Raw genomic sequence first — 11,907 nt, 5'->3', positions numbered from 1 at the left:
CCCCCGTGTGCCGGGGGCAGCGGCAGCCGGGCGGGACGAATCCACGCTAGATTGGTGGGACGGGCCTCTAGCTCAGTCGGTAGAGCATCGGACTTTTAATCCGCGGGTCGTGGGTTCGAGCCCCACGGGGCCCACGTCATCGCCAGACGCACCCGTGAAGCACGAGTGGCACAGCATCTTGCACCACGTGGAGGAACCATGGCCATCACGGCAAGCGAAGCTCGCAGCGACCTGTTCGGTCTCATCGAGCGTGTGAACCTCGACCAGACCGAGGTCGAGATCACGTCCAAGTGCGGTTCGGCCGTGCTGATGTCGAAGGACGAGTACGACTCGCTGCTCGAGACCACCTACCTCCTGCGCTCCCCCAAGAACGCACGACGCCTCATCGACGCCATCGAGAGCGCCCGATCGGGAAGCATCACCGCGACCTGACCGGTGAGTGACCGCACGCCGGCCTGGACGGCCGGCGGCTGGGAGGACTACGTCCACTGGCAACGCCAGGACCGGCGAACGCTCAAGCGGATCAACTGTTGACGACGGGTGAAAACTAGTCCGGAAACGGCGGGCGAATTTGGTGCATCCTCCGATACGTCTGGAGGGTGATTTCCTTGGAAGACTGGGCTGAGATCCGTCGGTTGTACCGGGTCGAGAAGCTTTCGATGACCGAGATCGCGAAGCATCTCGGGATCGGCCGGAACACGGTCTCTCGGGCGCTCGCGTCGGATCGCCTGCCGAAGTACGCGCGGCCCGCACGTGGGTCGAAGGTCGACGCGTACGAGCCACAGATCCGTGCATTGCTGGCGGACTTCCCGCGGATGAAAGCGACGGTGATCGCTGAGCGGCTCGAGTTCCCGCACTCGATCTCGATCCTGAAAGACCGGATCCGGCAGATCCGCCCGGAGTACGTCGGGATCGACCCGGCCGATCGCACCGTGTATCGGCCGGGTGAGATTACACAGTGCGATCTCTGGTTTCCCGGGGTGGCGATCCCGGTCGGGCACGGACAGACCGATGACATGCTGCCGGTGCTCGTGATGACGAACACGTACTCGAGGTTCCAGTCCGCGATGATGCTCCCGTCCAGGCAGGGCGGCGACCTGACGGCGGGGATGTGGTCGGTGATCGACGCGATCGGGCGGGCACCGAAGACACTGCTGTGGGATCGGGAATCCGCGATCGGGCCGCGTGGGAAGGTCACCGTGCTCGCGGCCGCGTTCGCGGGGACACTGTCGACTCGTTTCCGGTTGGCGCCACGGCGGGACCCGGAATACAAGGGCATGGTCGAGCGGAACAACGACTACCTCGAGGGATCATTCCTGCCCGGGCGGCGGTTCAGATCGCCGGCGGATTTCAACCTGCAACTGCAGACCTGGCTCACCGAACGCGCGAACCGACGGCACGTTCGCTCGTTGGGTGGGCGGCCGGTCGACTTCCTCGAGGAAGACTACGACCACATGATCCCGCTTCCGCCGACCGCGCCGGTCATCGGGCTCAAGAACCGCATCCGGTTGGCGCGTGACTACTACGTCCGGATCGGGTCGAACGACTACTCCGTCGACCCACGCGTGATCGGGAAGTTCGTCGACATCACCGCCTCGATGACGAAAGTCACCGTCCGGTGCGAGGGCGAGCTCGTCGCTGAGCACGAACGCTGCTGGGCGTCGCACCAAGTCATCCGCGACGAGAACCATCTCGTGCTGGCCAAGCAGATGCGTCGGGCGTTGGCAATCGAACGGGACAGCCGTGAGCGTGCCGAACGTCACCATGCCGACGGGCACACGGTGATGCTCAGAGCGCTCCCGGACTACGACGCCCTGTTCGGCGTCGACTTCACCGCACCACCCAGGAAGGAAGGAACAAACCAGTGACCACCATCACCACCCCGGCTGAGGGAATACCGTCCCAGCTCGCGTACCTCAGCCGAGTCCTGAAGACCCCGACGATCGGACGGGTCTGGGAAGAGATCGCCCAGCACGCCCGCGACGAGAACTGATCCCACGAGGAGTACCTCGCCGCAGTCCTGCAACGCCAACTCGCGGACCGGGAGTCCGCCGGCAGCATCATGCGGATCCGCACCGCGCACTTCCCAGCCCCGAAGACCCTCGAGGATTTCAACCTGGACCACCTCCCGTCCCTGCGTCGCGACCTGCTCGCCCACCTGGCCATGTCGACCTTCGTCGCGAAGGCGGAGAACGTGATCCTGCTCGGCCCGCCCGGGATCGGGAAAACCCACCTCGCGATCGGGCTCGGCATCAAAGCCGCCAACGCCGGCTACAGCGTCTTGTTCGACACCGCAAACAACTGGATCGCCAGACTCGCGGCCGCGCACCACGCCGGCCAGCTCGAGGCGGAGCTGAAGAAGATCCGCCGGTACAAGCTGATCATCGTCGACGAGGTCGGGTACATCCCGTTCGACCAAGACGCCGCGAACCTGTTCTTCCAACTCGTCGCATCCCGGTACGAGCAGGGCTCGATCATGGTCACCTCGAACCTGCCATTCGGCCGCTGGGGCGAGACCTTCAGCGACGACGTCGTAGCCGCCACGATGATCGACCGCCTCGTCCACCACGCCGAAGTCCTCACCCTCACCGGCGACTCCTTCCGCACCCGCCAACGCCGCGAACTCCTCAGCAAGAAGAACAGCGATGACCGCTAGCAGGAGAGTTGTCGCGGCTAATGCCGGAAGAACTCAATTGGTGAGGGCAGCGGAGACGGGTAGCCCATCGGCACAGTCCAGATATCCGGGCTACCTTCCTCGTTCGTGCCATAGAACAAGGCAACGTGATCATCAGGCACACCGGCATCACCCGGAACGCCGACCACCACAGCGAATGCACCGTTCATCTTCACGAGCGAGCCCAGTTCGAGTGATGACATCCGCCGAACCCTTCCCCACGACAGCAAGCGATCACGGCAGTCAGGCCCCGCAGTAGCCCCAGAAGGGCGGAATCTGACCGGTCCGATTCCGTTCCAGCGATGTTACGTGACCGCTCATCGCCTGACCGCACACCAAACCTTAGCTACATCCGCTAAGCACAAACCACAACAGGATGCACCAAATTCAGTCGCCGAAACCGGTATCAAACTAAGTCGTCGTTGACATCAACCTCCTGATCGACGACATCCTGCGAGACGACCCGTTCGAGGGCGTCGGCAAGCCGGAACCCCTGAAGCACGTCCTGGCGGGGGCATGGTCACGACGCATCGAAGCGGAGGGATCCGCGTCCCGGATGGCCGCGGGTGCGCGCGGCGGACTAGTGGCGGACGGAATCGGTTCGGATCTCCGCCTGGGCTGCCTTCGGTCGGAGATCCGGGCGCAAGGCGCTCGAATCTCCGACCCCGTCGGCGGGGCGGGCGTGCAGAACGGCACGGACGGCGCTGGGGCCGGTCCTACGCCGCGTGAGCCTCCGTCGCGGGCCGGCCGGCGGCCAGGGCGGCTCGGGCGTCGAGGCGGGCGTGCGCCCAGGCGCGGATCGGTCGCTCGACGAAGCGCCAGGACAGCAACGCCAGCGCGGTCGTGATGAGGAACGCAAGCCCCACGCGGACGATCTGCGGGCCGGCGAGCGCGGGGATCATCCCGAGCACGGGGTAGTGCCAGAGGTAGAAGCCATAGGACAGGTTGCGGCCAGGCCAGCTGAGCCAGCGCGCCGAGAGGCCGCGGGTGAGCGGCGACGTCGGATTGGTGGCGAGGCCGCAGATCGCGACGGCCGCGAGGACGCCGGTCACGACGAAGCCGAAGCGGTGGTGGTACGCGAGCCCGGCCGCATCCAGGCTCCGGTACGGGTAGAAGAGCGCGATCCAGACGAGGCCGGCGAGCGCCGGCCACATCAGGATCCGGCTGATCCGCTGGAACCAGCGCGCGAGCGGCGGCCAGCCGACGAGCACCAGGGCGAGCGCGCAGCCGAACAGCAGCTGGTCGGCCCGGGTGTCGAGGCCGTTCGTGACGCGATTGGCGCCGGCGCCGCCATGCCAGAGCAGGATGCGCATCCCGAGCGGGACCAGCGACAGTGCGGCCGTGACGACGGCGGCGGAGCGCAGGCTCAGCCAGCGCAGCAGGACGACGAGCAGGATCGGCCAGACGAGGTAGAACTGCTCCTCCACGCCGAGTGTCCAGGTGTGGCCGATGGGGCTCGCCGTGAGACCGTCGACGGGGGTGGCCGCCCGCACGATGTTCTCCACGTACGTCGCACCCCAGAGCGCGTCCCACGCGCCGTTCCGGTAGAGCAGATCGTGGCGGAAGATCGCGATGACGGCGACCGCGGCGCACATCGCCAGCAGCGCAGGCCACAGCCGCGCGAGGCGCAGCAGGTAGAACCGGCCGAACCGGATGCGGCGGGTCGCCGTCCACTCGCGCAGCAGCAGGAGGGTGATGACGAAGCCGCTCAGGACGAAGAACACGTCGACGCCGACCTCGCCGCCGAGCATCCTGTCGCTGTACGCGTGGAAGACGAAGACCGCGATGACGGCGAAGACCCGGAGCCCGTCGAGCGCGAAGAGCCGCGTGGACAGGATGGGAGGATTCACGTCGTGCAGGATACCGGACCTCGCGGTTCAGGGTCGGGCGGGGAGCGCCGCCGCCGCGGGGATGCGCAGCCGGACCCGATAGTCGGCGCCCGAATAGCCCTCCGGCCGGTCGTCGACCGGGACCGCATCCACCTCGCGTTCGACCGTGTCGTCCGGATCGGTGCGGTGGGCCCCGGGCACGATCCGAGCGTGCACCGCGACGATGCGCTCGACTCTGCCGCGGACATCCACCAGCGGCAGATCGTGGACGTTGTGGCGCTCGTCGGCGAACTCCGGCGCATCCGGGCCGGCGTGGCCGGCGGGCAGCCCGATGAGCGAGAAGCCGATGTCGTCGCCCCGGGCGAACGGCACGCCGCAGCAGCCGTAGTCCATCCCGGAGACGAGCACCTCGATCGTGCGCGTCGCGTCCATCCGGACACGGTAGCGGACATCGCCGCCTACGCCACCCCGGTGACGCGGGCGCGCTCGAGCAGATAGCCGACCGCAACGGCGCCCGCGATGCACAGCATGACGGGCACGAGCAGGTCGGGCCCCTGCCCGGTGAACTCCATGGTCAGCAGGAGGGCCGTCAGCGGCGCCCGCATGGTGACCGCGAGGAACGCCGCTGCGCCGATCAGGGCGAACGCGGGGAGCTCGGCGCCGGGCCAGAGGTGGCTCCAGACCGCGCCGCCGGCCAGCCCCAGTCCCGCGCCGATCGCGAGGGAGGGCGTGAGCGTTCCGCCCGCGGCGCCCGCGCCGATGGTGCCTATCGTCGCCGCGGCCTTCACCAGCGTGGTGAGGAGGATGACGATCAGCGGGAGCGACGCCGCGAACGCCAGCTGGCCGAGCGCCCGGCCGTTGCCGAGGATGGCCGGCAGCCACAGCGAGGCGACGCCGACGGCGACGAAGGTCAACGGCATCGCGATGAGGATGCCCCACGACCTCGGCCGGTGGTCCTGCGCGAACCGCGCACCGCGCACGAAGCCGACCGCGGCGAAGCCGATCAGTGGACCGGCGAGCAGCGACCAGACGACGATCGACGGCGACAGGTGCAGCTCCGGGAGCTGGTAGAGCGGGTTCGCCGGGACGACCGCCCGTGCCACCAGCGCCGCGATGGCGGAGGTCGCGAACGCCGGGAGCACGGTGGCGAAGCTCACCTCCGCCAGCAGGATCTCGACCGCGAACACCGCGCCACCGAACGGGACGTTGTAGACCGCCGCCAGCCCGGCGCCCGCGCCGCAGGCGACCAGGATGCGGCGCTCCCGAGCGGTCACCCCCGCGCGCTCGGCGAGCCAGCCCGCCCACAGCGCGCCGACCTCGCGCGGGGCCACCTCGCGCCCGATGGACGCTCCGAGTCCGACGATGATCACCTGCAGCCCGGCATTGAGCACGGTGACGATGCCCGGCATCCTCCGCCCGCCGACCGCCTGCTCCACCGACACGACCGTGTGCGAGGGCGAGCGCGAACCCCAGCGCCGGAGGGCCCACCAGCCGACGCCGCCGATGACACCCGCGACGGCGAGCGCGACCACCCGGTTCAGCGGGGGCGCGTCGAGCAGTCCCTCGTAGAAGTCGCCCTCCGAATAACCGAAGGCGAGATGCTGGATGGAGTGGAGCCCCAGATACACCAGCCCGCCTCCGACTCCGGCGCCGACGCCGACGAGGGCCGTCACCACGATCAGCCGGACGAACCAGCGGGGCGTGGATCGGCCGGGCGGCACGGAGGGGAACGGGGGCACGGCTTCCAGCGTACTGGGACGCCGCGGGCCACCCGGCAGCGACCGAATCCGGCAACGAACAGTTCACCCGCGGGCGGTAGCGTGCTGTCGTGGCGACGATTCTGGAGGAGCCGCCGGCAACGGGGCACGGAACGCGGCGGACCGGGAGCATTCCCCCCGCCGTCTCACCGTCCGGCACCCGGCGGCCGGGGATGACCGGGCTGCGGTCCGGCGCTCTGGCCCTCGCCGGGGGCGTCGTCGCTGCGACCCTCGTGCTCTCCGTCGCGCTGCAGTCCGAGTTCCCGCTGTTCGCGGAGGCCTCCGCCGCCCGGGGGCGGGACTGCATCGTGATCGCCAGCGCCCGGCACGCGCTGGACGCCGCGCTCGACGCCCGGCTGCCGCTCCGGCCGGCCGACCCCGACGGCGCACGCGCCGTGCTGTCGGCGATCGCGGCCTTCGACGCCCGCACTTCGGACCTGGGGACGGAGTCCGCCGCCGACGGGCTGGCGGATGTGCGCGGGTCGCTGTCGGAGCTCGCGGGACGCGTTCAGGCGGCGTCGGCCACCGGCTCGCAGCAGGCGGCCGCGGACGCCGTGGAGGAGGCGCTGGGGTCGGTGCGCCACGCCTGGCGGGGCACCATCGCGCGCGTCTGCTCCTGACCTCGCGGGCGGCGGGACGGGTCAGCCGGCGACCAGGCCCCCGACGGTCAGCAGGGAGATGGTGTCGGAGGTGCAGGCGGTGACGCCCGCGTCCTTCACGAACAGCGACTCGGTCGATCCGGGCGGGTAGACCCGGAACCCGTCGGCCGCCTTCGGCTTGCACTCGGCCTCGTCGTAGTTGAGGGCCTGCGTGATCTTCAGAGGCGCCGTGGCGGTGCCGCCGGGCTGCAGGACGACGGTGGGATGCGGCTTGCTCCGGTCGAACGACGCTGCGGCGCCGAGCTGGGTACCGTTGCCGTCCCCGACGAAGGACACACCCGGCCAGCCCTGCAGCGAACACTCGGTCGACCCGGTGTTGGTGAGCACCAGGCTCACCTCGACGCTGCCCGCTGCGCCTCCGCCGCCCCGGCCGATGCTCCCGGTGAGCTTGCCGGTATCGCACTGGCCCTCGATCGGCACCGCTGTGGAGGAGGCGGTGGCGGTGGGCCGCGGGCTCGTCGTCGCCGTGGACGACGACGATGCGGTCGGCGTTCCGGTGTCCTGCCCGGAGTTCGTCGTCGCGCAGGCGGCGACGACGACGGCGACGGCGAGGGCGACGGCGGCGGCACCGGCCGCGCGGAAGGTCAGCTTCCCAGTCATGGGGCCATCCCATCACGCCGGGCGGAGCACGTCGCGCGGACCCGCCGGGGTCCGCCGCCTTCGAGAAAGGAAGACGGCGGGTTCTCCACAACCCGGCGGATCCCGGCCGCTCGGCAGGCGGCGGCTGGCAGGATGGACGCATGAAAGCGATCGGCTCCTGGCTCGCACGATGGTGGACGGTCGTGGTGCCGGTGGTCGGCGTCGTGGTCCTGGTGGCGTTCTGGGCGGTGGAGCTGAACACCGTGGCCGTGGTAGTGATCGCCGTCGTGCTGGCCGGCACGGTGCTCGCCGCTGTGCAGCACGCCGAGGTGGTCGCCCACCGGGTCGGCGAGCCCTTCGGGTCGCTGGTGCTCGCGGTCGCCGTGACCGTGATCGAGGTCGCCCTGATCGTCACGCTGATGACGACGGGCAAGGACTCGCCGGAGCTCGCGCGCGACACGGTCTTCTCCGCCGTCATGATCACGATGAACGGCATCGTCGGGCTGTCGCTGCTGCTGAGCGCCTCCCGCCGCGAGTCCACCGCCTTCAACGCCCAGGGCAGCGGCGCGGCGCTCGCGACCGTCACCGCGCTGGCGACGCTCACCCTCGTGCTCCCGAGCTTCACCAGCTCGCCGGGGCCGGTCTTCTCGGGTCCGCAGCTCGTTTTCGCGGCGGTCGCCTCTCTCGCCCTCTACGGGATGTTCGTCTTCACCCAGACGGTCGCGCATCGCGACTTCTTCCTGCCCGTCGGCAGCAAAGGGCAGCCACTGACCGAGGACGACCACGCGGCCGCGCCGTCGAACCGTACAGCGCTGATCAGCCTCGGCCTCCTGTTCGTCTCCCTCGTCGCCGTCGTCGGACTGGCGAAGCTGGAGTCCACGCCGATCGAGCGGGCCGTGACCGGCATCGGGCTGCCGCAGTCGTTCGTCGGCGTGGTGATCGCCCTTCTCGTGCTGCTCCCGGAGGGCATCGCGGCGGCGAAGGCCGCGAACCGCAACCGTACGCAGACCAGCCTGAACCTCGCCCTCGGCTCCGCCATGGCGAGCATCGGCCTCACCATCCCGGCGATCGCCGTCGCCTCCATCTGGCTGCCGGGCGCTCTGCACCTCGGACTCGGCGCGAGTCAGATCGTGCTGCTCGTCCTCACCGTGCTGGTTAGCATCCTGACCATCGTGCAGGGGCGCGCGGTCCGGCTGCAGGGCGGCATCCACCTCGTGCTGTTCGCGGCGTTCATCTTCCTGTCGATCTCGCCGTAGACCGGCCCCCGTCGACGGTCAGCGCGGCCGCACCGCGGCGTCGAACAGTTGGGCGGCGGCGTCGAGAGCCGCGTCGGGCGTCCCACCCCGCATCGCCGCGCCGGCGGAGGCCCCGTCGAACAACAGGGTCAGCTGCACCGCCAGGAGGTGCGGATCGACCGCGCCGGCGGCGGCCGCCTGGCGCTCGAAGTACTCGGTCAGCCGGTCCTTGTACTGCCGCGCCACGACCGCGGCAGGATGCTCCCGGTCGCGCAGCTCGGTGGCCACGTTGACGAACGGACAGCCGAAGAAGTCGCTGACGGCGGCCGCCTCGTGCAGCGCCTCGAAAACGTGCAGCGCGCGCTCCCGCGGGGTGCCGAGATCGTCCGGAGCGAAGTAGCCCGCGACCACCGCGGGGCCGTACTCCTGCAGCATCGTCGCGACGATCGCATCCTTGCTGTCGAAGTGCTGGTAGATCGACCGTTTGGACACGCCGGCCTCCTGAGCGAGCCGGTCCACGCCGACGGCGTTCACGCCTTCCCGGACGAAGAGGCGTGCGGCCGCATCCAGCACCCGCTCGCGCGGTCTCGGCTTCGCTTCGGAGTCGGTGGTCACGCGCTCAGTCTACGAAGAGGCTTGCAGAAAGTAAACCGATCTGTGTACATTGTCCCGGTACTCGATACACAGATCGGTTTACTTTTCCGGAAGGACTCCCCATGACCGACATCACCGGACGCGTCGCCCTCGTCACCGGCGCCAACCGCGGCCTCGGCGCCGCCTTCGTCGCCGAGCTCCTCGAGCGCGGCGCCGCCAAGGTCTACGCCGCCGCGCGACGCCCCGAGAGCATCGCCGCCGACGACCCGCGAGTGGTCCCGCTCGCGCTCGACGTGACCGACCCGGACAGCATCGCGGCGGCCGCCGAGGCGGCCCCCGACGTCACGATCCTCGTCAACAACGCGGGAATCGCCGCGAACCAGTCGCTCGTCACCGGCGACCTGGACGAGGTGCGGCGCGAACTCGACACCAACTACTGGGGACCGGTCCTGCTCACGCGGGCCTTCGCCCCGGCGATCGAGGCGAACGGCGGCGGCGCGATCGTCACGATGCATTCCGCCCTGAGCTGGCTGGCCACCGGCTCGTACAGCGCATCGAAGGCCGCGGTGTGGTCCGCCAGCAACTCGGCGCGCGTGGAGCTGGCGCCCCGCGGCATCCAGGTCGTCGGCGTCCACGTCGGCTACGTCGACACCGACATGGCGGCGGACGTCACGGCGGACAAGGTGCCGCCGCAGCAGGTCGTCGCCGAGGCGCTCGACGCGGTCGAGGCGGATGAGGCGGAGGCGATCGTCGGCGACGTCGCGCGCCACGTGAAGTCGCGGCTGCACGAGGACGTCCGCGTGCTCTACCCCCAGCTGGCCAGGTAGGCCTCGCCGCCGAACCCCTCCGGCCGGATGCCCCAGCTCACGGTCCAGGTCTCGCCCGGCTCCAGCCAGCGCAGACCCGTCCCGGAGTTGAGGGCGTTCGCCGGGGCGGTCATCGGCTCGATCGCGAGCGCGACTCCCCCGGGCTTCGTCGCGAAGGACCGGTGCGTGAAGACCTGCACGTAGCGGAACGCCTCGTCGCCCCAGAGCACGACCCGGCGCCCGTCGTCGGCCGCGAGCACGTGCTCCACGGCCCCCTCCGGCAGGTCGGCGAACCCGGTGTCCAGGTCGAGCTCGCTGACGCGGCGGCCGGCGGAGAGGTCGAAGTCGGTGCCCTCCACCGGCAGCTGTGCGACCACGTTGCTGCGGGCATCCACCTCGAAGCGCGTGCGCGCCTTCACGGTGACGGTCAGCTGCTCCGGTGGCACGTCGGCGATGCGGAGGTATGGATGCGCACCGACCGCGACCGGCGCCGGGCGGTCGCCCGCGTTGACGATCGAGTGGGTGACCTGGAGGCCGTCGGTGTGCAGCTCGTGCGTCACCGCCGTCTCGAGCAGGAACGGGTACCCCGGTTCGGGGAAGATCGTGGCCGCTTGGGTCACCGTCGAGTCGGTGCGGTCGACCAGTTCGTACGGGCGGCGGCGGAGCAGACCGTGGATGGCGTTGCGCTTGGCCGGCTCCGTCAGGTCGAGCTGACGCGGCTCGCCGTCGAGCTCCCAGCGCCCGTCCGCGACGCGGTTCGGCCAGGGCACCAGCACGATCCCGCACGCCGACGGCGGCTGCTCCTGCGCCCCGTACGGTTCGGTGAGGTCGGACTCGGCGAAGCGCAGCGACCGGATGCCGGCGCCCACCTGCGTGATCGTGGCGCTCAGGTCGCCGAAGTCGAGCTCGTACTGTTCGCCGGTCGCTGGTCGCATGAAACCAGGGTAGGCCTCAGGCGACGACCACAGGGAGACCCGCATCCCGGAGCGCCTCGACCTGGTCGACCGGAGCCGAGGGCCCGGTGACGAGCTCGGCGACCTCGCCGAGGGCGGCGATGCGGCCGAGGTGGGTGCGGCCCAGCTTGCTGCCGTCGGCCACCACGACCGCACGTTCGGCGGATCCCACCATCACCCGCTTGAGGTCCGCCTCCGGCAGGTTCACGTTGGTGATCCCGCCCGCGGGGTGGACGCCGGTGCAGCCGATGAACGCCAGGTCGGCATGGACGCGCTCCAGCAGCACGGCCGCGAGCGGCTCGACCAGCGAGTGCTGCAGGGGGCGCAGCGTCCCGCCCGTGACGACGACGTCGAAGCGCGGGATGGCGCGCTCCAGTTCGAGCGCGATGGTGAGCCCGTTGGTGATCACCGTGACCTGCTCCAGGTCCTCCCGCTCGACGAGGGCCCGCGCGATCGCCGTGGTCGTGGTGCCGACGTCGAGGAGGACGCTGCTCCCGGAGGCGACCATGGCCGCTGCGGCCTGGCCGATGCGGCGCTTCTCCTCCGCCGACGACTCCAGGGCCTCCTCGAAGCTGGCTTCGCGCATCCCGGCGGTCCGGAGCACCGCACCGCCGTGCACGCGCCGGATGCTCTGCTCGCGGTCGAGCGCGTCGAGGTCGCTGCGCACGGTGACGTCGGAGACCTGGAACGCCTCGCTGAGGTCGGAGACGCGTGCGAAGCCGGCGCGGCCGATCAGCTCCAGCATCCGCTCGCGGCGGAGCGCGGCGGGCAGCGGTTCGCTCATCCGCCCATGGTGGAACGCTTGCGGATTCTTGTCAATA

Annotated in this window: 14 protein-coding genes, 1 tRNA gene and 2 pseudogenes; 9 read left to right on the top strand and 8 right to left on the bottom strand. The window is 70.3% G+C overall.

Annotation, left to right across the window (positions count from 1 at the left end; translation table 11 throughout):
* Positions 1–61 precede the first annotated feature (61 nt).
* From HNO83_RS12340 to istB, 5 genes and pseudogenes are all read left to right on the top strand, one after another.
* Positions 62–134: transfer RNA gene (locus HNO83_RS12340), tRNA-Lys, on the top strand.
* Positions 135–198: 64 nt separating this feature from the next.
* Positions 199–432, top strand: coding sequence for a type II toxin-antitoxin system Phd/YefM family antitoxin (locus HNO83_RS12335; protein WP_175337809.1), 234 nt, complete (start codon positions 199–201; stop codon positions 430–432).
* 3 nt (positions 433–435) lie between these two features.
* A complete protein-coding gene (locus HNO83_RS20400) occupies positions 436–534 on the top strand; it encodes a type II toxin-antitoxin system YoeB family toxin (protein ID WP_175337808.1) in 99 nt (32 codons plus the stop codon).
* 65 nt (positions 535–599) lie between these two features.
* Positions 600–1,868, top strand: a complete 1,269-nt coding sequence (gene istA / locus HNO83_RS12325; RefSeq protein ID WP_175337807.1) for an IS21 family transposase — start codon at positions 600–602, stop codon at positions 1,866–1,868.
* A pseudogene (gene istB, locus HNO83_RS12320) lies at positions 1,865–2,656 on the top strand (IS21-like element helper ATPase IstB). The gene istA and the pseudogene istB overlap by 4 nt, the downstream one beginning before the upstream one ends.
* 17 nt (positions 2,657–2,673) lie before the next feature.
* On the opposite strand, the gene HNO83_RS12315 reads toward istB, so the two are convergent.
* Positions 2,674–2,877 (bottom strand): hypothetical protein, encoded by a 204-nt coding sequence (locus HNO83_RS12315; protein ID WP_175337806.1) that lies wholly within the window; start codon positions 2,875–2,877, stop codon positions 2,674–2,676.
* A 224-nt stretch (positions 2,878–3,101) separates the two neighbouring features.
* Here HNO83_RS12315 and HNO83_RS20395 point away from each other — a divergent pair.
* Positions 3,102–3,203: pseudogene (locus tag HNO83_RS20395) on the top strand (type II toxin-antitoxin system YoeB family toxin); the annotation flags it as partial.
* A gap of 187 nt (positions 3,204–3,390) precedes the next feature.
* On the opposite strand, the gene HNO83_RS20390 reads toward HNO83_RS20395, so the two are convergent.
* The 3 genes from HNO83_RS20390 to HNO83_RS12295 are packed head-to-tail and all read right to left on the bottom strand — an operon-like array spanning position 3,391 to position 6,242.
* Positions 3,391–4,524, bottom strand: a complete 1,134-nt coding sequence (locus HNO83_RS20390) for an acyltransferase family protein (RefSeq protein WP_175337805.1) — start codon at positions 4,522–4,524, stop codon at positions 3,391–3,393.
* Between the two features lie 27 nt (positions 4,525–4,551).
* Positions 4,552–4,935, bottom strand: coding sequence for a DUF6578 domain-containing protein (locus HNO83_RS12300; protein WP_175337804.1), 384 nt, complete (start codon positions 4,933–4,935; stop codon positions 4,552–4,554).
* A gap of 26 nt (positions 4,936–4,961) precedes the next feature.
* Positions 4,962–6,242, bottom strand: coding sequence for a chloride channel protein (locus HNO83_RS12295; protein WP_349627170.1), 1,281 nt, complete (start codon positions 6,240–6,242; stop codon positions 4,962–4,964).
* Positions 6,243–6,331: 89 nt separating this feature from the next.
* Between HNO83_RS12295 and HNO83_RS12290 the strand changes: the two genes are divergently transcribed.
* A complete protein-coding gene (locus HNO83_RS12290; RefSeq protein ID WP_175337803.1) occupies positions 6,332–6,880 on the top strand; it encodes a transporter in 549 nt (182 codons plus the stop codon).
* A gap of 21 nt (positions 6,881–6,901) precedes the next feature.
* Here the strand turns inward: HNO83_RS12290 and HNO83_RS12285 are convergent, their stop codons facing one another.
* Positions 6,902–7,519 carry a DUF4232 domain-containing protein gene (locus HNO83_RS12285; RefSeq protein ID WP_175337802.1) on the bottom strand — a complete coding sequence of 206 codons (618 nt, stop codon included), beginning with the start codon at positions 7,517–7,519 and terminating at the stop codon, positions 6,902–6,904.
* Positions 7,520–7,659: 140 nt separating this feature from the next.
* On the opposite strand from HNO83_RS12285, the gene HNO83_RS12280 reads away from it, so the two are divergent.
* Entirely contained in the window at positions 7,660–8,754 is a 1,095-nt protein-coding gene (locus HNO83_RS12280) for a calcium:cation antiporter (RefSeq protein WP_175337801.1), read from the top strand.
* Positions 8,755–8,772: 18 nt separating this feature from the next.
* Here HNO83_RS12280 and HNO83_RS12275 read toward each other — a convergent pair whose 3' ends face one another.
* Positions 8,773–9,348 carry a TetR/AcrR family transcriptional regulator gene (locus HNO83_RS12275; protein WP_175337800.1) on the bottom strand — a complete coding sequence of 192 codons (576 nt, stop codon included), beginning with the start codon at positions 9,346–9,348 and terminating at the stop codon, positions 8,773–8,775.
* A gap of 101 nt (positions 9,349–9,449) precedes the next feature.
* Between HNO83_RS12275 and HNO83_RS12270 the strand changes: the two genes are divergently transcribed.
* Positions 9,450–10,154 carry an SDR family oxidoreductase gene (locus HNO83_RS12270; RefSeq protein ID WP_175337799.1) on the top strand — a complete coding sequence of 235 codons (705 nt, stop codon included), beginning with the start codon at positions 9,450–9,452 and terminating at the stop codon, positions 10,152–10,154.
* On the opposite strand, the gene HNO83_RS12265 is transcribed toward HNO83_RS12270, so the two are convergent.
* Entirely contained in the window at positions 10,133–11,068 is a 936-nt protein-coding gene (locus HNO83_RS12265; protein ID WP_175337798.1) for an aldose 1-epimerase family protein, read from the bottom strand. The two genes, HNO83_RS12270 and HNO83_RS12265, sit on opposite strands and share 22 nt — an antisense overlap.
* Positions 11,069–11,084: 16 nt before the next feature.
* Positions 11,085–11,870 (bottom strand): DeoR/GlpR family DNA-binding transcription regulator, encoded by a 786-nt coding sequence (locus HNO83_RS12260; RefSeq protein WP_175337797.1) that lies wholly within the window; start codon positions 11,868–11,870, stop codon positions 11,085–11,087.
* Between the last annotated feature and the right edge of the window lie 37 nt (positions 11,871–11,907).

This window comes from Leifsonia sp. C5G2 (assembly GCF_013359685.1).
Classification (GTDB): Bacteria; Actinomycetota; Actinomycetes; order Actinomycetales; family Microbacteriaceae; genus Leifsonia.
The sequence above is the reverse complement of the archived record's forward strand: the minus strand, read 5'-3'. Positions and strand labels throughout refer to the sequence as shown.

Bases quoted from the DNA above. Each gene is read 5' to 3' on its own strand.
- HNO83_RS12300 (WP_175337804.1), bottom strand. From the start codon at position 4,935: ATGGACGCGACGCGCACGATCGAGGTGCTCGTCTCCGGGATGGACTAC.
- HNO83_RS12270 (WP_175337799.1), top strand. From the start codon at position 9,450: ATGACCGACATCACCGGACGCGTCGCCCTCGTCACCGGCGCCAACCGC.
- HNO83_RS12280 (WP_175337801.1), top strand. From the start codon at position 7,660: ATGAAAGCGATCGGCTCCTGGCTCGCACGATGGTGGACGGTCGTGGTG.
- HNO83_RS12315 (WP_175337806.1), bottom strand. From the start codon at position 2,877: ATGTCATCACTCGAACTGGGCTCGCTCGTGAAGATGAACGGTGCATTC.
- HNO83_RS12285 (WP_175337802.1), bottom strand. From the start codon at position 7,519: ATGACTGGGAAGCTGACCTTCCGCGCGGCCGGTGCCGCCGCCGTCGCC.
- HNO83_RS12265 (WP_175337798.1), bottom strand. From the start codon at position 11,068: ATGCGACCAGCGACCGGCGAACAGTACGAGCTCGACTTCGGCGACCTG.
- HNO83_RS12260 (WP_175337797.1), bottom strand. From the start codon at position 11,870: ATGAGCGAACCGCTGCCCGCCGCGCTCCGCCGCGAGCGGATGCTGGAG.
- HNO83_RS12335 (WP_175337809.1), top strand. From the start codon at position 199: ATGGCCATCACGGCAAGCGAAGCTCGCAGCGACCTGTTCGGTCTCATC.